General features: G+C 34.1%; 12 protein-coding genes. 11 read left to right on the plus strand and 1 reads right to left on the minus strand.

Annotated elements, in window-relative coordinates; all coding sequences use genetic code 11:
- The 3 genes from G6042_RS12195 to mtgA all read left to right on the plus strand — a co-directional run bounded on the left by G6042_RS12195 (nucleotide 1) and on the right by mtgA (nucleotide 3957).
- Nucleotides 1-2055 carry a M16 family metallopeptidase gene (locus G6042_RS12195; RefSeq protein WP_169524706.1) on the plus strand — a complete coding sequence of 685 codons (2055 nt, stop codon included), beginning with the start codon at nucleotides 1-3 and terminating at the stop codon, nucleotides 2053-2055.
- 102 nt (nucleotides 2056-2157) lie between these two features.
- Nucleotides 2158-3270, plus strand: a complete 1113-nt coding sequence (locus G6042_RS12200; RefSeq protein WP_169524707.1) for an NAD(P)/FAD-dependent oxidoreductase — start codon at nucleotides 2158-2160, stop codon at nucleotides 3268-3270.
- A 6-nt stretch (nucleotides 3271-3276) separates the two neighbouring features.
- Nucleotides 3277-3957, plus strand: a complete 681-nt coding sequence (gene mtgA / locus G6042_RS12205; RefSeq protein ID WP_169524708.1) for a monofunctional biosynthetic peptidoglycan transglycosylase — start codon at nucleotides 3277-3279, stop codon at nucleotides 3955-3957.
- A 28-nt stretch (nucleotides 3958-3985) separates the two neighbouring features.
- Here the strand turns inward: mtgA and G6042_RS12210 are convergent, their stop codons facing one another.
- Nucleotides 3986-4360 carry a DoxX protein gene (locus tag G6042_RS12210; protein WP_169524709.1) on the minus strand — a complete coding sequence of 125 codons (375 nt, stop codon included), beginning with the start codon at nucleotides 4358-4360 and terminating at the stop codon, nucleotides 3986-3988.
- A gap of 236 nt (nucleotides 4361-4596) precedes the next feature.
- Between G6042_RS12210 and G6042_RS12215 the strand changes: the two genes are divergently transcribed.
- The 8 genes from G6042_RS12215 to G6042_RS12250 all read left to right on the plus strand — a co-directional run bounded on the left by G6042_RS12215 (nucleotide 4597) and on the right by G6042_RS12250 (nucleotide 23432).
- Entirely contained in the window at nucleotides 4597-6894 is a 2298-nt protein-coding gene (locus G6042_RS12215; RefSeq protein WP_169524710.1) for an NADP-dependent malic enzyme, read from the plus strand.
- A 76-nt stretch (nucleotides 6895-6970) separates the two neighbouring features.
- Nucleotides 6971-7552, plus strand: a complete 582-nt coding sequence (ruvA, locus tag G6042_RS12220; RefSeq protein ID WP_169524711.1) for a Holliday junction branch migration protein RuvA — start codon at nucleotides 6971-6973, stop codon at nucleotides 7550-7552.
- Between the two features lie 3 nt (nucleotides 7553-7555).
- Nucleotides 7556-14839 carry a T9SS outer membrane translocon Sov/SprA gene (gene sov, locus G6042_RS12225; protein ID WP_235933302.1) on the plus strand — a complete coding sequence of 2428 codons (7284 nt, stop codon included), beginning with the start codon at nucleotides 7556-7558 and terminating at the stop codon, nucleotides 14837-14839.
- Nucleotides 14840-14914: 75 nt separating this feature from the next.
- Nucleotides 14915-15295 (plus strand): glycine cleavage system protein GcvH, encoded by a 381-nt coding sequence (gene gcvH / locus G6042_RS12230; RefSeq protein ID WP_169524713.1) that lies wholly within the window; start codon nucleotides 14915-14917, stop codon nucleotides 15293-15295.
- Nucleotides 15267-15674: a VanZ family protein gene (locus tag G6042_RS12235; protein ID WP_169524715.1), complete on the plus strand. Its 408-nt coding sequence runs from the start codon at nucleotides 15267-15269 to the stop codon at nucleotides 15672-15674. Before gcvH ends, G6042_RS12235 begins: the two co-directional genes overlap by 29 nt.
- 69 nt (nucleotides 15675-15743) lie before the next feature.
- Nucleotides 15744-16487 carry a deoxyribose-phosphate aldolase gene (gene deoC, locus G6042_RS12240; RefSeq protein ID WP_169524716.1) on the plus strand — a complete coding sequence of 248 codons (744 nt, stop codon included), beginning with the start codon at nucleotides 15744-15746 and terminating at the stop codon, nucleotides 16485-16487.
- A gap of 15 nt (nucleotides 16488-16502) precedes the next feature.
- Complete coding sequence (locus G6042_RS12245; protein ID WP_169524717.1) at nucleotides 16503-18623, plus strand: gliding motility protein RemB; 2121 nt, start codon at nucleotides 16503-16505, stop codon at nucleotides 18621-18623.
- Between the two features lie 447 nt (nucleotides 18624-19070).
- Nucleotides 19071-23432 (plus strand): beta strand repeat-containing protein, encoded by a 4362-nt coding sequence (locus G6042_RS12250; RefSeq protein ID WP_169524719.1) that lies wholly within the window; start codon nucleotides 19071-19073, stop codon nucleotides 23430-23432.
- Nucleotides 23433-23492: the final 60 nt, after the last annotated feature.

Raw genomic sequence — 23492 nt, forward strand, 5'->3', positions numbered from 1 at the left:
ATGAAAAAATCTCTAATTATACTAGCAAGCTTGTTTTTAACAATTACAACGCAAGCACAAGACAGATCACAACCAAAACCTGGACCATCACCAGCTATCAATCTAAAAAAACCAACCACTTTTACATTGCCAAATGGTTTAAAAGTATTAGTTGTTGAAGATCATAAATTACCAAGAGTTTCGTATAGCCTTTCTATCGACAATGCGCCTTATGCAGAAGGTGACAAAAAAGGAGTTTCTGATTTAACCAGTAGCTTGATTGGAAATGGTTCTACTAAAACTCCAAAAGACGTTTTCAATGAAGAAATCGACTTTTTAGGTGCAAGCATTAACTTTTATGCTTCTGGAGCATCGGCTAGCGGATTATCAAAACACGCTACCAGAATTTTGGAATTAATGGCTGAAGGTGCAATTATGCCAAACTTCACTCAAGAAGAATTTGATAAAGAAAAAGACAAATTAATCGAAGGTTTAAAAACACAAGAAAAAAGTGTTTCGGCTGTAGCTTCAAGAGTTGAAGATGTTTTAGCATATGGAAAAAATCATCCTGCTGGAGAATATCTTTCTGAAGAAACGATTAAAAATGTGTCATTATCTGATGTAAAACAAAACTACAGAACCTATTTTGTTCCTCAAAATGCGTATTTGGTAATCATTGGTGATATTAAAACAAAAGACATCAAAAAATCAGTTGAAAAACTTTTTGGTCCATGGGTAAAAGCAACTGCTCCAGCATTGACATATTCTAATCCAAGTAATGTTCAATATACTCAAATCAACTTTGTTGATATGCCAAACGCTGTTCAATCGGAAGTGATTTTAATGAATACTGTAAGTTTAAAAATGTCTGATCCTGATTTCTTTCCAGTAATCTTGGCTAACCAAGTTTTTGGTGGTGATTTCAACAGTTATTTGAATATGAATTTACGTGAAGCTCACGGTTGGACGTATGGTGCAAGTTCTTATGTTGGTGCAGATAAATACACTAATTCTAAATTTGTAGCTAGTTCTCAAGTTAGAAATTCAGTTACTGATAGTGCTGTTGTTGAAGCTTTAAAGGAATTAAAAAGAATTAGAACTGAGAGAGTTTCTGATGAAATGCTAAACAATGTAAAAGCAGGTTACATCGGTCGTTTTGTTATGCAAGTTGAAAAACCAGCAACCGTTGCTCGTTATGCTGTAAATTCTTTAACACAAGGTTTGCCAGCTGATTTTTATGAAAATTATATCAAAAAAATCAATGCGGTTACTGCTGATGACGTTATGAGAGTTGCTAACAAATATATGTTACAAGACAACTTGAGAATTTTGATTGTAAGTAAAGGTTCAGAAGTAATTCCTGCTTTAGAAAAATTGAAAATTCCAATGTTCTATTTCGATAAATATGGTAATCCAACTGAAAAACCTGCTATGAAAAAAGCAGTTCCAGCTGGTGTAACTGCAAAAACAGTTGTTGACAACTACATCAAAGCTATTGGTGGAGAAAAAGCTGTAAAAGCAGTTAAAACTATATCTTTTGTAGGTGAAGCAAAGCATCCACAAGCACCAATGCCAATTGCTTATGTTATGAAAATTGACAGCAAAGGAAAATTTATGGATGAAATATCAATGGCTGGAATGGGTTCTTTAGTGAAACAAGTGGTAAACGGAAATACAGCTTATGTATCACAACAAGGACAAAAAATGCCAATTGAAGGAGATGATTTAGCTGAAATGAAAGAAATAGCAATGCCGTTTAGCGAAACATTATTAGCTACTAAAGCGGGTGTTAAAGTTGATGCTATCGAACCAATCAATGGTTCTGATGCTTATGTTGTTGTTAATGGCGATACAACTCATTATTTCGATGTTGCTTCCGGATTAAAAGTTGCTGAAAGTAAATCTATGGAACAACAAGGTCAAAAAATCACACTAATGACAAGTTTCAATAATTATAAAGAAGTTAAAGGAGTGAAAGTTCCATTTAATATAATCAAAAATCTTGGCTTTGAGTTAGATGTAAAAATGACTGATGTAAAAATCAACGAAGGTGTTACTGATGCCGATTTTCAATAATTGAAATTTTTTTAATAGTTTTAAAAACCATCTCGTTTATTCGAGGTGGTTTTTTTATGGTATCAAATTTATTTTTACTTTTAATTCAAATTTTTTAATCAGATGAATTTAAGTTATTGGGAAATAAAAAATTGGTTTACCAATGTTGATTTTACTATTGTAGGCAGCGGAATTGTAGGTTTACATTGTGCTTTGGCATTGCGAGAAAAATATCCAAACAGTAAAATATTAGTTTTAGAAAAAGGGATTTTACCACAAGGTGCAAGTACAAAAAATGCCGGCTTTGCTTGTTTTGGAAGCATTTCCGAAATTTTAGACGATTTAAAAAACCATTCCGAAGAAGAAGTTATTCAACTCATTCAAAAACGCTGGAACGGATTGCAATTACTTCGTAAAAATCTTGGTGATGAAGCCATTGATTTCAAACCTTTTGGCGGATACGAATTGTTTTTAAAAGATGATGAAAGCGGTTACAACGAATGTTTGCAACGAATTCCGTTTGTAAATGAAATTTTGAAACCTATTTTTAGAAACGACGTTTTTAACAAAGAAGTAGATCGATTTGACTTTAAAAACATACACGAATACTTGATTTTTAATCCATTTGAAGCTCAAATCGACACTGGAAAAATGATGAATGCTTTGCTCCAAAAAGCTATCGCAAACAATATTTTAATTCTAAATCAAGTAGTGGTTAGTTCTTATTCGGATAAAGGGAATTCGGTAGAAGTTCAGATGAATGATTTTAGTTTTTCAACCCAAAAATTGTTTTTTGCAACCAATGGCTTTGCCGAAAAGATTACCAATAGTCAAGTAAAACCGGCAAGAGCGCAAGTTTTAATTACTGAACCAATTCCAAATTTAGATATCAAAGGAACATTTCATTTAGACAAAGGCTATTACTATTTTAGAAATATTGATGATAGAATTCTTCTTGGCGGTGGAAGAAATTTAGATTTTGAAGGTGAAACTATAACTGAGTTTGGTCAAACTGAATTAATTCAAAATCATTTGGAAAAATTATTAAAAGAAGTAATTTTACCTGATGCAGATTTTAAAATTGCGCATCGCTGGAGTGGCATTATGGGAATGGGTTCAAGCAAAAAACCAATTGTTGAACCGCTTTCTGAAAATGTTTTTTGTGGCGTTCGCCTTGGCGGAATGGGAGTCGCAATAGGAAGTTTGATAGGAAAAGAATTAGCAGATTTAGTTTAATAAAGTATGATTAGAAAAATATTTCGTTGGATTTGGAAAGCCACACTTTGGTTTATTGCCTTGTCAATTTTGTCAGTGATTATCTTTAAATGGGTTCCAGTGCCAATAACGCCATTGATGATGACACGTGCTATTGATAATAAAATGGAAGGGAAAGATATGATTTTAAGCCACGATTGGGAACCAATTGAAAATATTTCGCCTAATCTTCAAAAAGCTGTTATCGCCAGCGAAGATGGAAATTTTTTAAAACATAACGGTTTTGATTTTAAAGCGATGCAAAAAGCGTTTAAAAACAACCAAAAAGGTAAGCGATTAAAAGGCGGAAGCACGATTTCGCAACAAACTGCCAAAAACGTTTTCCTTTGGCAAGGTAGAAGCTATTTGCGAAAATGTTTGGAAGCCTATTTTACAGTTTTGATAGAACTTATTTGGGGAAAAGAACGAATTATGGAAGTTTATCTTAACTCAATAGAAATGGGTAACGGTGTTTATGGAGCCGAAGCTGCTGCACAACATTGGTATAGAAAAAGTGCTGCCGATTTAACCAAACAAGAAGCTGCTGGAATTGCCGCAATTTTGCCAAACCCAAGAAAATATAAAGCAACTAATTCGTCTTCTTATATTGAAAGAAGAAAATCCAAAATTGTTCGCGTAATGAATCAAATTGATAAAATTGAATATTAACAAAACCGACTTTTGTCGGTTTTGTTTTTTAGTAAAATAAAGGTTTATATTGTTGCCAATGCTTGTAAATCAAAATTGAATTTATAATAACAATTAGTAATGCAATACTAATTCCTGGAATGTCTAAAAACATGTGGAATAACAAAATATTGATCGAAATTGGTGCTAAAAGGATTAAGGCAAAAGCTACCCATTTTTTTAGCAAAAGCATTGCGCCAATCATTACTTCTAATATTCCAACAACAGGAAAAATATAACCAGTTGCTCCAAGTGAATTCATAAATTCTCCAGCCGAACCCGTCGGCGCATCCATGGGTATAAAATGTAAAAACTTATTAGCTCCAAAAATAAGAAGCAGTAATCCTAAAACAATTCTGGCGATTTTTGTAAACATTGAATTCATAGAAAAGCAAATTTGTGATTAGTAATAGGGTAAAAATAGTATAAATTTTTTATAATCTGTAATTTTGATATTGTTTTATAATAAATAATCAAAAAAAATGTTAAAAAATTAGAAACTTATTTGTTTTGATTTTTACTTTTTTTAAAAGAAAAACGCATTTAGATTAAAAGAACTCGTTAAATATTTCCTTTTTTCACTCAGTCTTTTACCTTTGTACTTCTGAATAAAGAAATACCATGAATAAATATAGTAAAAGACGAGAAGCACTCTTATATCACGCAAAACCAACGCCAGGAAAAATTAAAGTGGTTCCAACTAAAAAATATGCTACCCAAAGAGATTTGTCGTTAGCCTATTCGCCAGGTGTTGCCGAACCTTGTTTGGAAATTGCTAAAGATGTAAACAACGTTTATAAATATACTTCCAAAGGAAATCTTGTAGCCGTTATTTCTAACGGAACGGCGGTTTTAGGTCTTGGTGATATTGGTCCAGAAGCGTCAAAACCCGTAATGGAAGGAAAAGCATTGTTGTTTAAAATCTTTGCTGATATTGATGTTTTTGATATTGAAGTAGGAACAAAAGATATCGATGCTTTTATTGAAACCGTAAAAAATATTGCGCCAACTTTTGGTGGAATTAATCTTGAAGATATTAAAGCACCTGAGTCGTTTGAAATTGAAAGACGATTGGTGGAAGAGTTGAATATTCCGGTGATGCACGATGATCAGCATGGAACGGCAATTATTTCTTCGGCGGCATTGATAAACGCACTCGAATTAGCAGAAAAACAACCCGAAAACGTGAAAGTTGTCGTTTCTGGAGCAGGTTCGGCAGCATTAGCTTGTGCGAATTTGTATTTGCTTTTAGGTGTAAAAACTGAAAATATTATTATGTTCGACAGTGGTGGTGTGCTTTCTTCTGAAAGAACCGACTTGTCTGATTTACAAAAAAGATATACTGCCGGAAAACCAGGAACAACTTTAGCAGAAGCGATGAAAAATGCCGATGTTTTCCTTGGATTATCCGCTGGAAATATCGTTTCTCCTGAAATGCTTTTGTCGATGGCAAAAAACCCAATCGTTTTTGCGATGGCAAACCCAATTCCAGAAATTGATTATGATTTGGCCATTGCAACTCGAGAAGATATTATCATGGCAACGGGACGTTCTGATCATCCTAATCAAGTGAATAACGTACTTGGTTTTCCTTATATTTTCCGTGGCGCATTGGATGTTCGCGCGACCAAAATTAATGAAGCAATGAAAATGGCAGCGGTTCGTGCTTTGGCAGCTTTGGCAAAAGAATCGGTGCCAGAACAAGTGAATATTGCCTATGGCGAAACAAGATTGAATTTTGGAAAAGAGTACATCATTCCAAAGCCATTTGATCCAAGATTGATAGCCGTTGTTGCGCCAGCAGTTGCAAAAGCGGCCATGGAAAGTGGCGTGGCATTGAACCCAATTTCCGATTGGGGAAAATATGAAGAAGAATTGTTAGACCGATTAGGTTCTGATAATAAGATGGTTAGGTTGTTGACCAACAGAGCAAAAACAGAACCAAAACGTGTGGTTTTTGCCGAAGCCGATCATTTGGATGTTTTGAAAGCAGCTCAAATTGCGCACGAAGAAGGAATCGCCAAACCAATTTTGTTAGGAAATAAAGAAGTGATTTTGGAACTAAAAGAAGAACTTGGTTTTGATGCTGATATTCCAATTTTTGATCCAAAAACCAGCGAAGAAGACAAACGTAGATTAGAATATGCCCAGATTTTTTGGGAAGCAAGACAACGCAGAGGAATTTCGTTGCTCGATGCTCAAAAATGGATGCGTGAACGCAATTATTTTGCTGCAATGATGGTTAATCATGGCGATGCCGATGCTATGGTTTCGGGATATTCTAGAAGTTATCCATCTGTAGTAAAACCTTTGATGCAATTAATTGGGAAAGCACCAGGAATTTCCTTGATTGCTACGACCAATATGATGATGACTAATCGCGGACCAATGTTTTTATCCGATACTGCGATAAACCCAAACCCAACAGCAGATGATTTGGCAAAAATTGCTTTGATGACTGAAAAAACAGTTCGAATGTTTGGAATGGAACCCGTTATTGCCATGGTTTCGTATTCGAATTTTGGTTCTTCTTCAAATGAAAGTGCTACTAAAGTTAGAGAAGCGGTTGCTTATCTTCATAAATATTATCCCGATTTGATTGTGGATGGCGAAATTCAAACGGATTTTGCCTTAAATTCAGATATGCTAAAAGAGAAGTTTCCTTTTTCAAAATTGGCCGGAAAGAAAGTTAACACCATGATTTTTCCTAATTTAGAATCGGCAAATATTACGTATAAATTGTTAAAAGAACTTTATAAAGTAGATTCTATTGGTCCAATTATGCTTGGAATGGAAAAACCAGCTCATATTTTTCAGCTTGGTGCAAGCGTAGAAGAAATGGTCAACATGGTAGCAGTTGCAGTAGTTGACGCTCAAGAAAAAGAAAAAAGAAGAAAGATGATTCAAGTAAATTTATAGATTTTTTTAACATTAGTTCAAGTAAAAATACTCTGTTAGAGAAATTTGTTATATTTGAAATGACTTTTTAATCAAAATGATAGCACATATTCAAGGCAAATTAGTAGAAAAAACACCAACCGAAGTTGTGATTGATTGCAACGGAGTTGGTTATCATATTCATATTTCTTTGCACACTTATTCTTTATTACCAGCAACCGATTTTATCAAGCTTTTTACTTTTTTACAAGTAAAAGAAGACTCGCATTCGCTTTTTGGTTTTGTAGAAAAATCAGAGCGCGAGTTGTTTAAATTATTGCTTTCAGTATCTGGAATTGGTGCAAGTATTGCTAGAACGATGTTATCTTCATTAGATCCAAAACAAATTATTCACGCTATTGGCAGTGGTGATGTTGCTACCATTCAATCGATTAAAGGAATTGGAGGCAAAACAGCGCAGCGCGTTATCTTGGATTTAAAAGAAAAAGTGTTAAAAATCTATGATTTAGATGAAATTTCGATTTCTTCACACAATATTAACAGAGAAGAATCGTTATCTGCTTTGGAAGTTTTAGGATATCAACGAAAAGCATCTGAAAAAATTGTCGATAAGATTATCCTAGATAATCCGTCGGCAACCGTTGAAATGATTATCAAACAAGCCTTAAAAAATTTATAATTTTTGGAAACAAATTACAATACTTTTTTTTCAAACAAACTAATTAAAACTGTTTTCGGACTGTTTTTTTTGATTAGTTTCGATGCACTTTCGCAAGTTGAAGAAAACGAAACACCGAAAGATTCGGTTGGATATAAAACAGGTAGAGTTGAAATTGGTAATCCAAACAGTATTATCAATGCTTATACTTATGATCCGATAACTAATAGATACATCTACACAAGTACTTTTGAAGGATTCAATATTAATTATCCTATAATTTTAACTCCAAAAGAGTATGAAGAATTGGTGCTTAGAGAATCAATGCGAGCTTATTATAAGCAAAAATCAAAAGCGATTGATGGAAAAGGAACCGATGCCGAGAAGAAAGATTTGTTGCCAAGATATTATGTGAATTCTGGATTTTTTGAAACGATATTTGGTTCTAATACTATTGATGTAAAACCAACAGGTTCGGTAGAAATGGATTTGGGCGCACGATATACTAAGCAAGATAATCCGGCATTTTCTCCTAGAAATAGAGCGCAAACCACTTTTGATTTTGATCAAAGAATTTCGATGAGTTTGATGGGAAAAGTGGGAACAAGATTAAATGTTAATGCTAATTATGATACCGAATCGACATTTGCTTTTCAAAATCTTATCAAATTAGAATATGCGCCAACAGAAGATGATATTATTCAAAAAATAGAAGTTGGTAACGTGAGTATGCCGTTGACCAATTCATTGATTCGTGGTGCGCAAAGCCTTTTTGGGGTAAAAGCACAATTTCAATTTGGTAAAACAACGATTACTGGAGTTTTCTCGGAACAAAAATCGCAAACGCGCTCAGTAACAGCTCAAGGTGGTGGAACAATTCAAGATTTTGAATTATTTGCATTAGAATATGATGCGGACAGACACTTTTTCCTTTCGCAATATTTTAGAAATAAATACAACAAAGCGCTTGAACGATACCCTTATATTGATAGTAGAGTGCAAATTACCCGAATTGAAGTTTGGGTTACCAATAAGCAAAACCGAATTAGCAATACCAATAATAATTTAAGAAATATTATTGCGCTTCAGGATTTAGGTGAAGCTCAAATTCAAGGAATAAATGACGATGATATAGTTTCTACAAACTTAGCATATTATCCGAACTTTTTTACTAGTTCACCTGATACTCCAACGAATAATAAAAATAATATTTTCAACCCAGCAACAATAACATCATCGCCTCAAAACTTTGTTGGAACACTTCCTCCAGGAGTTGGTATATTAAATTCAAATGTTAGAGAAATTGTGACTTCTTCTCAAGGATTTAATCAACCAATCCTTCCTGGAAATACGCCAATTCTTACAGAAGGCACAGCTTATGCTAAGCTCGAGAACGCAAGAAAATTAACCCAAAATGAATTTACTTATCATCCGCAATTAGGTTATATATCGCTTCAACAACGATTAGCAAACGATGAAGTTCTTGCTGTTGCTTATCAATATAGTATTGGTGATGAAGTGTATCAAGTAGGAGAATTTGGTACCGATGGAGTAGAGTCTACCTCAATTTCGGGAACACCAGATAGTCCAAACGTTTCTACAAATAGTTTGATTTTAAAAATGTTGAAAAGTAGCTTAACGAATGTTAATGCGCCAATTTGGAACTTGATGATGAAAAATATTTATCAAATTCCGGGTGGATATCAATTGCAACAAGAAGATTTCCGTTTCAACATTCTTTATACTGATCCATCACCAATAAATTATATTTCTCCGGCAAACTCATCATCACCATTACCTGCTGATGTTGCCGAAACACCGTTGATAAAAGTTTTCAATGTCGATAAATTGAATTATAATAATGATCCACAAAATGGTGGTGACGGTTTCTTTGATTTCTATCCAGGATTGACAGTTGATCAGCAAAATGGTAGAATTATATTTACGACTGTTGAACCTTTTGGTCGTCATTTATTCGAAAAATTAAGAACTAGTTCTTCCGAAGATTATTTTGAAAATTATGATGCTACCAATATACCAACTACAAATACATTCAACCCAAATCAGGCAAAGTATGTATTTAGAGAAATGTATAGAACTACTCAAGCTGCTGCTTTACAAGATGCATCGAGAAATAAATTTCAATTAAAAGGTCGATACAAATCGGCTGGTGGCGACGGAATTCCAATTGGAGCTATCAATGTTGCAAGAGGTTCGGTTGTGGTAACTGCTGGCGGAAGAGTTTTAGTGGAAGGTGTTGACTATAGCGTAAATTATCAAGCAGGAAGAGTTCAAATTCTTGATCCATCATTAGCCAATACACCAGTGGAAGTTTCGGTAGAAAATAACGCAACTTTTGGTCAACAAACCCGTAGATTTATGGGAATTAACGTGGAACATAAATTTAGTGATAAATTAATGTTTGGTGGTACATTCTTAAAAATGACCGAAAGACCATTTACCAATAAATCCAACTATGGACAAGAATCAGTAAATAATACAATCTTTGGTTTCAATGCTATCTATTCTACAGAAGTTCCTTTCTTAACACGATTAGCTAATAAATTACCAAATATTGATACAGATGTTCCATCAAACCTTTCGTTGCGTGGAGAGATTGCTTTCCTAAAACCTGATGCTTCAAAGAATGATGCATTCGATGGTGAATCAACAGTGTATGTTGATGATTTTGAAGGTTCACAAACAACTATTGATATGCGTGCGCCACTTTCATGGTCGTTATCTAGCGTTCCTGAATTTCCATCAAATCCATCGCCTGGAACTGTACCATACAACTTTAATTCAACGGCTTTGGATTTATCCTACGGATACAAAAGAGCAAAACTAAGTTGGTACAGTATCGATCCAACGCTTTTTGTACAAACGCCAAGCGATGTTGGAAATGATGGAGTTTCGCTAAATACAACACGTAGAATTTTTAATCGAGAATTATATCCTAACCAAGATTTAACGGTTGGTCAAACTCAAGTTATTAATACACTTGATTTAACGTATTATCCAGCAGAACGCGGACCATATAATTTTGAACCTGCTGGAGCAACAGGGAATTTGCCAAATCCAGCCGAAAATTTTGGTGGAATTACGCGTGCTATTAATTCAACCAATTTTGAACAAAGTAATGTGGAATACATACAGTTTTGGATAATGGATCCATATTATAATGGAGGTTCAAATCCCGATTTGAATGCGCAAAATCCATTAAATACTGGAAAAATTTATTTTAACCTTGGAGAAATATCCGAAGATATTTTAAAGGATGAAAGAAAACAATATGAAAACGGGTTGCCAGCTAACGGTAATTCGCAAGCTTTAACAAGTTCAACTACTTGGGGAAAAGTGCCTTCTTCTCAGTCGTTAATTTATGCTTTTGATGTTGATGGAGCTAATAGAGCTGCGCAAGACGTTGGTTTTGATGGGTTAAGTGACGAAGAAGAAAGAAGTCTTCTAGGAATGGATCCAGCATTTGCAAGTTTGCCCGATCCAGCTGGAGATAATTATCAATATTTTTTAAATGCTAGCGGAAATATTTTCCAGCGTTATAAAAACTATAATGGTGTTGAAGGAAACTCGCCAGTTACGGTTACCGATAATAATAGAGGTTCAACAACGTTACCCGATGTTGAAGACTTGAACAGAGATAATACCATGAACACCATCAATGCTTATTATGAATACAGTATTGATATTAAACCAGATATGGCTGTTGGAACAAATTTTATCACAGATGATAATCCAACAACGGTGTCAAATCTTCCTAATGGTGGAGCAATCAGTGCTCGATGGCTACAGTTTAAAATTCCAGTAAAAGAATTTCAAAATAAAGTAGGAAGCATTGCCGATTTTCGTTCCATTCGTTTTATGAGAATGTTTATGACTGGATTTACGGAGCCAATTACAGTTCGTTTTGGTGCTTTGGATTTAGTTCGTGGTGAATGGAGACGTTATGAAAATTCATTTGAAGCAAACGATAATAATCCAAATGATGATGGAACTAACTTTGATGTATTATCTGTAAACATTCAAGAAAATGCAAAAAGAAAACCAATTCCTTATGTAACACCACCAGGAGTTGTTAGAGAACAAGCAGCAATGGGTAATGATATCGTGAACCAAAACGAGCAATCACTTTCTCTTCGAGCTTCGGGACAAGGACTTAGAACAGCCGATTCAAGAGCAGTTTTCAAAAACGTAAGCATTGATATGCGTCAATTTAATAAATTGAGAATGTTTTTGCATGCAGAAGCGTTGCCGACCGATCCAACACCATTGCAAGATGATCAAATGGCAGCTTTCATTCGTTTAGGAAATGACTTTACCGATAACTTCTATGAAGTTCAAATTCCGTTAAAAGTTACCGCAGAAAACGCAACATTGGCTGAAGATATTTGGCCAGAAATTAATGAAATCGATTTACCAATTGCTTTATTAACCAAGTTAAAAGTTCTAGCAATGGGTGCAGATGCGCCGCCAGCCGATGATAACGGAATTCGATATGCTAATGATGTGGAACTAGATCCAGGCTTGGCTTCAAATCCTAATCGCGGACCATTGCGCATAGGTATTAAAGGAAATCCAAATTTTGGTTTAGTGAGAACATTAATGGTTGGTATTAGAAATATTTCTTCGCAAGATGGAGTAAAAGGAGAAGTTTGGTTTAACGAACTTCGTTTAGCCGATATGAGCAATAAAGGCGGAATGGCAGCAGTCATCAATATGGATGCAAATATGGCTGATTTTGCTACTGTTTCTGCAACGGGAAGAAAAAGTACTATTGGTTTTGGAGCATTAGAAGAAGGTCCAAACGAAAGAAGTCGTGAAGATGTTTTACTTTACAATGTTGTAACCAATATTAGTTTAGGGAAATTATTGCCAAAAAAATGGGGAATTAATTTGCCGTTTAACTATGCTATTGGCGAAGAAACTATAACGCCAGAATATGATCCATATAATCAAGATATTCGTTTGGAGCAATTGTTAAATAATACTTCTGATGCAGCCGAAAGAGATAATATTGAAAACAGAGCAATCGATTATACAAAAAGAAAAAGTATCAATTTTATTGGAGTGAAAAAAGATCGTGCACCCGAACAAAAAGCAAGAATCTATGATCCTGAAAACTTGACATTATCTTATTCGTATAATGAAGTAAAAAAACAAAACTACGAAGTAGAAAGCTTTATTGATCAACAGGTTAATGCTACTGTGGATTACACTTATACTTTTCAGCCAAAAACACTTGAACCGTTTAAGAAAACCAAGTTCATGAAGAAAAGTAAATATTGGCAAATGTTGAGCGATTTTAATTTTAATTATTTGCCAACTAATATTTCGTTTAGTTCTAATATTATTCGTCAATTTAATAAACAACAATTTAGACAAGTAGAAACTATTGGTATTGGAATTGATCCATTGTATAGAAGAAATTATATGTTCAACTATCAATATGGATTTAATTATGCTATTTCGAAGTCGTTAAAAGTGAATTATACTGCTTCAACGCGAAATTTAGTTCGAAATTACATAGATGAAAATGGTGATCCAGATGACAGTTATACTGTTTGGACCGATTTTTGGAACATTGGAACGCCAAATCAACATAACCAACAATTGGTTGTAAATTATGATTTGCCAATAAATAAAATACCACTTTTATCGTTTGTAAAATCGACGTATTCTTATACTGGAGATTTTAGTTGGACAAGAGCATCGTTGGCTTTTCAAGAAGTTGACGGATATAATTTAGGAAATACAGTTCAAAATGCTGGTTCGCATAGAGTGAATACTAATTTAACATTGACAACTTTGTATAAATATCTAGGTTTAGGTCCAAAAGCAAAAACACCTGCGCCTAGAACAACTGCGCCAAAACCTGGAGAAAAAATTACAGCAAAACCTCAGGTTGCTCAATCGGAAAATGTTTTCCTTGAAGGATTGAAAGGCGTTTTAACCAGTGTGAAAAATTTACAAATCAACTATGTTAGAAACGAAGGAACATTGTTGCCAGGATTTTTGCCAAGTATTGGTTTCTTTGGAACTTCAAAACCAGGATTAGGATTTGTATTTGGTGATCAAGCAGATATTCGATATGAAGCAGCTCGAAATGGTTGGTTGACTCAAGCACCAGATTTTAATCAAAATTATACAAGAAATGTAACTAAAACATTGGATATGACTGCCAATGTTGATTTGTTCCCTGATTTCAATATTACTTTGAATGCTAATAGAACGTATGCTGAGAATTTCTCTGAACAGTTTGATGCTGTTGGTAATAACTATACAGCACTTTCACCATACAGTTTAGGTAATTTTTCTGTTTCTACAGTAATGTTAAAATCGGCATTTAAAGCCAGTGACGAAAATTTCTCTTCATCGTTTAATGATTTTAGAGGTAATAGAATTATCATAGCCGATAGACTAGCAGAACAATATTATGGAAATAATACCTATGCTAGAGATGCCGAAGGTTATCCTATTGGTTTTGGTAAAAATAGTCAAGCCGTTTTGTTGCCATCCTTTTTAGCAGCTTATACTGGTTTATATACAATGGGTGCAAACGACTCGGCAAAAGATATTTCGTTGGGTGCTTTGCGAAACATTCCAATTCCAAACTGGACGATAAAATATACTGGATTAATGCGTTATAAATTCTTTAAAGATACCTTTAAACGTTTCTCTATTCAGCATGCTTACAGAGCTTCATATACCTTGAATTCGTTCCGTTCTAATTTAGAATACGATAGAAATAATCCAGCTAATTTTGATACTGGAGGAAATTTCCAAAACAAAACTATCATTGGAAATGCTAACTTAGTTGAACAATTTAATCCTTTGGTAAAAGTTGAATTTGAAATGAAAAATTCCCTTAATGTTAGAACCGAAATGAAAAAGGATCGAAGTTTATCGATGAGTTTTGATAACAATTTATTGACCGAAGTACAAGGATTAGAATACATCGTTGGACTTGGATATCGTTTTAAAGATGTAATTATTTCATCATCATTAGCCGATAATCCAACTGGAATTATCAAAAGTGACATCAATATGAAAATTGATTTCTCTTATAGAAATTCCAAAACAATCGTTAGATATTTAGATTATGAAAACAATCAATTAGGAAACGGACAGAACATTTGGTCAGCTAAGTTAACCGCGGATTATTCGTTTAGTAAAAACCTAACGGCCATTTTCTTCTATGATCATTCGTTCTCAAAACCAGTAATTTCTACATCGTTCCCGTTGACCAACATTAGAGCTGGATTTACATTGCGATATAATTTTGGAAATTAATGAATTTTTAAACGATTAGTTTTATAAATCAATTTAGAAATAATACTTTTGAGGAAATTTTAATTACTAAACAAAATGAACATACCAGCTAACTTAAAATACACTAAAGACCACGAATGGGTTGCAATTGATGGCGATACTGCTACAGTAGGAATTACAGATTTTGCCCAAAAAGAACTAGGCGATATCGTTTATGTAGAAGTTGAAACTCTTGACCAAACCTTAGATAGAGATGAGGTTTTTGGAACAGTTGAAGCAGTAAAAACAGTTTCTGATTTGTTTTTGCCTTTAACAGGTGAAATCGTTGAGTTCAATGAAGAACTAGAAACTGCTCCAGAAAACGTTAACAACGATCCTTATGGTAAAGGTTGGATGATTAAAGTAAAAATTTCTGATGCTTCAGAAATCGACCAACTATTATCTGCAGATGATTATAAAGCACTTATCGGAGCATAAAACCTTTTGGTTTTTAACTGCGCTGGGTTGGACAATCTTTGTTGCTTTTCTATGTTTAGTTAACAATAACGATTTGCCATCCATTGGAATGAAAATCTCGGGAATCGACAAAGTGATACATTTCTTGTTTCATTTTATTTTCACCTTGCTCTGGTCGATATATTACTTCAGTAAAGACAAAATGTTAACTCCAAAAAGAGTGATTATCATTGTAATTGCTTCATTAATTTTTGGTGTTATGATAGAATGGTTGCAAGCCAGTTTTACGCTAACTAGACAAGCTGATGTGCTGGACGTTATTTCCAATACTGGCGGAGCAATTTCATCTGGATTACTAGTTTACCATTTGTTAAAAAAGCATTTTCACTCAAATACTTAAATAAAAAGTCCCATTTCGATGGGATTTTTCTATTTTTATACCTTTATTCCATTCGATTAATCTCTACTTATGAATATTAAGCAATATCTTGACTCGACTTATCTAAAAACACCTGAACAAGCAGGACTTTCAGAAGCTGAAAATACGACTATTGTACAGCAATTTATTCAAGAAGCTATTGATGAAGACTTTAAATTAATTATGATTCGTCCCGATAAAGTAAAAATGGCTCGAAAAATGATTGACGAACAGAAATCAAAAGTACTTGTTGGAACCGTAATCTCTTTTCCCGAAGGAACAAATTCACTAGAAGAAAAACTAGACGAAGCACAACAAGCGGTAAATGATGGTGCTGACGAACTAGATTATGTTTGCAATTATAACGCCTTTAAAAATGGGGATATTAATTTAGTAAAAAAAGAAATTATTGAAGGAACAAAATTGGCTTTTCAAAATCATAAAATAGCCAAATGGATTATAGAAGTTGCAGCGCTAACCGATGCACAAATTATTCAACTTTGTGTATTGATTAAAAATGTTGTTATTGCAAATTTCAAGGAAGATTGTTACCCAAATGTTTTTGTAAAATCATCCACAGGTTTTTATAAAACAGAAAACGGATTGCCAAATGGCGCAACAATCCCTTCAATAATTATGATGATTGAAAATGCTTCACCTTTACCAGTAAAAGCAGCTGGAGGTGTTAGAACCTATGATGATGTTGTAGAAATGATACAACTAGGTGTGAAAAGAATTGGAACTTCAGCGGCAAAAACAATTGCTGACGGACAAGTTTCAAAAGAAAATTATTAAAATTAGAATTCTATCATGAATAAATTAATTGTCTTACTATCGATTTTTGTTGGATGGGTTGCTAATGCGCAGCGAGAAAATACAATTTCTGAAAAATTTCCTGTTTTTCCTGAGTGTGAAAATCAGCAAGGAACTGAATTGGAAACCTGTTTTTACAATACTGTACATGATTTTGTGTACAATAACTTCAAAGTTTCAGACGAATTGCAAAGCAAAAATTATAAAGGCAATGTCATCGTACTATTTGAAGTAACTAATGAAGGAAAATTTGTCGTGCAATATGTTGATGCCAACGAAAAAGAGCTAATAGAAGAAAGCAAAAGGGTTTTTGGTTTATTGCCAAAAATCTCTCCGCCAAGCTACAACGGAAATCCAACGTATGCTAAATATACTATTAAATTTGCTATTCCATTGCAAAGTATTGCACAAATTCAAGCCGCAAAAGAAACTGAAAAAGCTGCACAGCTAAACTCGAAAAAATACATTCCAAGCAATGTGAAAGAACTAAACGAAGTTGATGGAATTCAGTATAAAAAATTTGATAATCCGCAATTTTCAAGTCACTTGAATATTCCGTTTTCACACAGTTATTATGCACAGTTTGATGACGAAATGAATATTGTTGGAACAAATAATCACACAGGTTCAAAACCCTATTCTTTTTCAGATGTTTCAAAATATTACAATGTAAAAGAAGAAACCGAAAAATTATATAAAAACAAATCGGGTTGGTGGGGAAAAAAGCTTTGGAACGAAAATCTAGTTGCCATGCAAGGCGAAGATTATTGGTTTACATTAAACCCAATTCTAGATTTACAATTAGGAAGAAGTCAATCCGATGCTTCAAATAGTACTTTTGTCAACACACGAGGAATTCAATTTAACGGAGGTTTGGGCAAAACCGTCAATTTTACCACAACTATTTATGAAAGTCAAGGTCGATTTGCAGGATATTTTAATCGATATGCCGAGTCGATAAAACCTTCGGGCGGAAATCCAGCGATTATTCCTGGAATTGGGATTGCAAAAGATTTTAAAACTGATGCGTATGATTTTCCTTTAGCAGAAGCTAATTTAGCCTTTACGCCAAGCCAGTTTTTCAATCTGAATTTAGGTTATGGAAGAAACTTTTTAGGCGATGGATATCGTTCACTTTTGTTAAGCGATGGTGCAAGTCCTTATCCCTATTTTAAAGTAAATACCACTTTTTGGAAAATAAAATACACCAATATTTATACTTGGTTAAAAGACGTTCGTCCCGAAGTTACCGAAGATAGAACCTATGCCACAAAATATGTAGCCAGTCATTATTTGAGTTTAAATGTAACTAACCGATGGAATTTAGGATTGTTTGAATCGGTGGTTTGGACAGATCAAAACAATCGTGGTTTTGATATGAGTTTTGTAAACCCAATCATTTTTTATCGTGCGGTTGAATTTTCATCGTCTTCTCGAAGTGGAAATGCTTTGTTGGGTTTAACTTCAAAATATAAATGGAACAATCAAATCAATTTTTACGGACAATTTTTGTTAGATGAATTTTCGTTAAACGATGTAAAAGCAGGCGATAAAAGTTGGAAGAATAAATTTGGTTACCAATTAGGAGCAAAATATTATCATGCGTTCAGCGTCAAAAATCTGTTGTTGCAATTAGAATACAATCACGTTCGACCATATGTGTATGCACATAGCGAAGCAATAACCAATTATGGACATAATAATCAAAGTTTAGGACACAATTGGGGAGGAAATTTCAAAGAAGTAGTTGCCATTGCTCGTTACTTTAAAGGAAGATATTTTGCCGATGCTAAAATTACTTTTGGACAACGCGGATTAGATTTTGATACTACTGAAGATAGTTTTAATTATGGCGGAAATATCTATTTGGATTATGATTTAAACCGACCTTTTGATACAGGAGTTGAAATTGGTCAAGGAAATAAAACTACTATTTTCATTGCTGATTTACAAGCTGGTTATTTGATCAATCCATCAACTAATATGAAATTATTCGGAAGTTTAATCTATCGTAGTTTTAATCCAACTGCCGATACAGCTTCGGCTTTTAAAGAAAATACAACTTGGTTTTCTTTAGGTTTACGATGTGATATATTCAATTGGTATTTTGATTATTAGAATTAAATAATTTTAAAATTAGTTCCGTAAATGTTGAAAGACTTTACGGAATTTTTTTTGATAATAATTTAGATGTTTTTCAGTTGAAGATCGAGATAGTTTTATAAAAAAATAAGTTTATTCGGTATTTTTATAACACAGATTTTTTAGAATAAATTTTAAAAAACAATTTTAAGAAAATTTTTAATTCTACTGATAAATGCCGTTAAATGGTAGTTTGTATAGCTAAGGTTATGCTGTAAAGTGCTTTTAAATTTCGTTAAATTAGAAAGTATTGCTCTTTTATATAAGGTTTTAAGTAAATAGTTTTACTCTCATAATTAACCAAATTCCAAATTTAATATGATTGCCAATTACTTTACAAAAAGTTCATCACGGTCAGCTTCAATTCTACGAAGCAATGACAATTAACAAAAACCAACTTCAATTGGTTTAGCATTAGGGTTTTTGATGCTTTTATTTGCTTCGGTAAATGTAAAAGCACAAACCCAGCTTATTCCGACTTCGGATGGAGCATTTGAAACAGGCAATACATTTGCTGCTAATGGTTGGACAGTTGCAAATGATGGCAACGGTGCCGTTAAATGGGTTGTAGGAACAGCAGTAAATTCAGGAGCAATTACTGGTAATGCTGCTTATGTATCTTTAGATGGTGGAGAAACTAATTCTTATGTTGGAATTTCGGGCGCAAGAACTGTATTTTTCTATAGAGATATTGCAATTCCTGCTGGTCAAACCAATATTGCTTTAACATTCAACTGGAAATCAGTTGGAACTAGTGGTGCTTCATGGCAAGTTTTTGCTGCACCAACAAGTTATACGCCAGTTGGGCTAGACGTTCAAAATAGTGTTCCAGCTACAATTGCTGGTGCAACTTCTGTAGCTTATGGAAGTATTAATGCGGTTACTCAAAAAGCTTTTGGTTTTATTCCTCCAAGTTTTGCAGGAACAACTGTTAGGTTAATTTTTATATGGAGTAATGGTAATGGTGGCGGAACAAATCCTCCAGCGGCAATCGATAATATTTCATTGGTTTCAAGAGCTGGTGGTTCAGAGATTGCTTCGGTTCAAACAGGAAATTATACAGATGCAGCAACTTGGGATGCAGGTTATGTGCCTTCATCTGCAGATGATGTTGTAATTAATGGTGGTCATACCGTTACTATTGATAATAGAAATCTTGGTGCTAATAATATGTATATTGCTGGTGCAAGTGCTGTGGTAGATTTTGGAGTTGTGAGTGATGAATTTACAGTTAATAATGATTTATTAATTAGTGGTTCGGGAGCGAGATTTAATGTTTATAATGGAACAACAGGAAAATCATTAAAAGTAGGTCATAATATTGATATTGTATCTTCAGGAAGATTGGATATTTCGGTTGGAAGTACTGGTGTTGGTGCTGGAAATTTAACATTGTTTGGTTCTGAACTTCAAACGATTTCTTCTGATGGAACAGGAATAATTGGAGGAACAGTTGCTTCTACAACAACGACTAACACGGTTGGAATTATTAACCAATTGACAGTTACAAATACAAGTACTGCTATCCCAAATATTGATTGGCAGCTTAATGATGTAAGAATCAAAAATGCTTTAAGACTTAATACAGGTAAAATAGCGCTTGGTTCTAATAAATTATACATTGGAAACTTTGCTTCTATGTCATCATCTAATTTTATTTGCTCACTTGGTGGAGGATTTATTGGTGGACAAATTTCTAGATGGTATACAACTTCAGCTATGCCATCATCAGGCACAATTGATCCAGGAATTGATTATAATCCAAATAGTACGGTTTTGTTTCCATTCTTGAGTGATTCAGGAAAAAACAGATGGGCATTTTTAATTACAAGTGCAGCAACTACTGCTGGAGAATTAGCAATGTCTTATGATGATGCTACTACAATGACAACTGGTCTTTCGGTTGTTGACGGTTCTTATACTGTTACTGATAGATTTGATGGAAATTGGACAATATCAAAAACAGGAAGTACTTACGCAACTACAGGAACTTATACTTTAGGACTTTATGCAGTTGATGCATATAATGCTTTGGATGGAAGTTCAAGAATTATGAAATCGGGTTCATTTGTCGGAACACATATTAATGGTACAACTTCGCCATTTGCGGTAAGAAAAAATATTACAGATGCTGATTTAACTGCTTCACCATTCTATGTTGGGATTGGTTCATCATTTGTTCAAGGCGCAACAACAAAAATATCTATTGCATCAGGAAATTGGAATGATGCTGCAACTTGGTCGCCAAATGGTGTTCCAGCTTGTAGTGATGTAGTTGCTATTGCAAATGGTCATACAGTAACAGTAAATTCAGTAGGAAACAATGCAGCTGGAGTTACTATTAATTCAGGTGGAACTTTAGTAAATGCATCGGGAAGTTTAACAGTTGGTTGTACTAATAACAATGCTGTTTTTTCAAATAATGGTGTAAATACAGTTTCTGGCGGTACATTAACCGTTAATGGTAGTGTTACTCATATTACAGGAAGTACTTTTAACCACACAGGTGGAGACATTATTGTTGATAGTAATAATGCTGGCGATGCTGCAACAAGTGTTGGTCAAGGAGGAAGTTCGTTTAAAATAAATACTTCAAATGTTTCATTAACAGGTGGAAAAATTACAATTGTTGATCCACTTGTAAATAATACAATTGCAACAACTGCTACATCGGGTAATGATTTTGTATTGACAACTAATCCTGGAAACTTTGATCAAGGTGTAAATACATTTGCTGCTGGTACAACTTCATTGTCAGTAGGTGGAGCTTTTACCAACATAAATATGTTTGGTGTAGGACAACATATTTCAGGTCCTGGAATTCAGCCAGGAACTACAATTACTGCGGTTTCATCTTTAGTTAATATTAATTTAACGATATCATTACCAACTGCATCAGCTGAAACTAGTCCAACGTTGACTTTTTCATCTATGGCAAATGGACAAAGAAACATTGTACTTCCAACTACTGGAGATTTCTCTAGTGTAGCTATAGGACAACAGATTTCTGGACCTGGAATTCCATCTGGAACTACAGTTGTAAGTGCTGGAGGGAATATTTTTGGAGTAGGAGGAATTACGTTGTCACAACCAGTTTCTGGATTAGCAACATCACCAATTGATACAGCTCAAAATGTAACATTGTCAGCGGTTTCTAGTGGAAGTAATGTAGTTATTTTGTCAGCTGCAAATCCAGCAATTATTGTTGGACAAGCCGTTGCAGGAACTGGAGTTCAACCAGGAACAACGGTTACAGCAATTAACGGAACGAAGTTAGATATGTCACTTCCGCTTACAGGAGTTGTTGCACCTCCGCTTTCTTTAACGTTTTATGATGGAAATTTAAATAGCTATTCATTTGCTTATAATTCATCGGTTAATAATGCTGCGGGATTAAATCATACAATACAATTTGGTGATGGAATTTCTACAGATAAAGGTGCGGTTACTATCAATGGTTACTATTGTAATTTGGCTCAAGGTGGTGGAACTTTATCTTTAGGAAATTTAACTATCGATGCATTAGACGGAAACAATCGTTTCTTTAACGCGGTTAATGGATTATTTATTCAAAATAATACAACGGTTACTGCTGGTAGTGTTTTCAAAAAAACAAATACAACTAATGGAATTTGTTTTGGTGGGAATGTTGAAAATAATGGTTCTATATTTGTGGGTTCAAATGTTGTTTATCTTGCAAGCGGTTACAACACGACAACATTTAGTGCAGTACCAACAAGTTTGTCACAAACTATTTCGGGAACAGGAAGTTTTTATAATAACTTAAATCCTGCTTTAGCTACAGGTTCAATAAGTTCTTTAACTGTAAATAATACAAATCCAGCAGGTGTTACGATTGCTATACCAAACTTTAGAATTGCAAGTGGTATCACGATGACAGCAGGAATTATTCATACATCAGCTGTCACTCCTTTATATCATGGTGTTTTAGATTTATCAATTGGAAGTTCAATTACAGGTAATTTTGGCCCAACTTGTTTTATTGATGGTCCGTATGTTAAAGCTTTTGCTACCAATGCAACGAGTGCAATTTCATTCCTTCTTCCTGTTGGAAAAACGACTTATACTCCAATTTCTATGGGAATTTCTGGTGGTGGAATTTTTACTATCGAAGCTTTTGATAGCAATTCAGGTACTGAATCTGCAAATATTTCAGAACTTAGTGCTACCCGCTGGAAAGTAACTAGAGATGGAACGGCAGGTAGTTTTATTGATTATAGAATTGGTTTAGGAGATACATCAATTACTGCTTCAAACTTTGTAGTTCAGGCAACAACAGATGAAGGAATGTATGATGATGTGTTAGGAGATTCGGTGTTTACAGCTTCAACAACAACTACATTGAATACTGTAACAATGGCTTCACCTTTATTAGCTGATAGTTTTACAGGAAATTTTGCTTATGCAAAAGCAGCAAATTGTTCTACAGTTAACCCTGGTAATACGATAGCAGATACAACAATTACACAAATTGTTACTACACAAAATTCAAGTGCAACAGGAATTATCTCTGGTTCGGCTAATGTTACTTTACAAGCCGTTAATACTGCTATTGTAGTTGGGCTAACAGTAACTGGGACAGGAATTCCAACGGGAACAACTGTATCTGCTATTAGTGGAACAGCTTTAACATTGTCTCAATCAGCAACAGTATCTTCTAGTTCTCAAACTACATTAACGTTCTCAAATGTTTTAACACCAACAACGTCAGACTGTGAAAAAACCTCCACAATCCTAGTACCAAATATAGTAAAATATTTGTAAGAAAAAGATAAATTCATTATTTTTAGTGATGCAACATATACAAGGAATAGCTCGCAACCA

Origin of the sequence: Flavobacterium solisilvae (assembly GCF_012911605.1) — a bacterium.
In the GTDB taxonomy this organism is placed as follows: domain Bacteria; phylum Bacteroidota; class Bacteroidia; order Flavobacteriales; family Flavobacteriaceae; genus Flavobacterium; species Flavobacterium solisilvae.

What these genes read in the sequence shown, in the direction of transcription:
- G6042_RS12195 (WP_169524706.1), top strand. Translation starts at nt 1, where the DNA reads ATGAAAAAATCTCTAATTATACTAGCAAGCTTGTTTTTAACAATTACA.
- G6042_RS12200 (WP_169524707.1), top strand. Translation starts at nt 2,158, where the DNA reads ATGAATTTAAGTTATTGGGAAATAAAAAATTGGTTTACCAATGTTGAT.
- mtgA (WP_169524708.1), top strand. Translation starts at nt 3,277, where the DNA reads ATGATTAGAAAAATATTTCGTTGGATTTGGAAAGCCACACTTTGGTTT.
- G6042_RS12210 (WP_169524709.1), bottom strand. Translation starts at nt 4,360, where the DNA reads ATGAATTCAATGTTTACAAAAATCGCCAGAATTGTTTTAGGATTACTG.
- G6042_RS12215 (WP_169524710.1), top strand. Translation starts at nt 4,597, where the DNA reads ATGAATAAATATAGTAAAAGACGAGAAGCACTCTTATATCACGCAAAA.
- ruvA (WP_169524711.1), top strand. Translation starts at nt 6,971, where the DNA reads ATGATAGCACATATTCAAGGCAAATTAGTAGAAAAAACACCAACCGAA.
- gcvH (WP_169524713.1), top strand. Translation starts at nt 14,915, where the DNA reads ATGAACATACCAGCTAACTTAAAATACACTAAAGACCACGAATGGGTT.
- G6042_RS12235 (WP_169524715.1), top strand. Translation starts at nt 15,267, where the DNA reads ATGATTATAAAGCACTTATCGGAGCATAAAACCTTTTGGTTTTTAACT.
- deoC (WP_169524716.1), top strand. Translation starts at nt 15,744, where the DNA reads ATGAATATTAAGCAATATCTTGACTCGACTTATCTAAAAACACCTGAA.
- G6042_RS12245 (WP_169524717.1), top strand. Translation starts at nt 16,503, where the DNA reads ATGAATAAATTAATTGTCTTACTATCGATTTTTGTTGGATGGGTTGCT.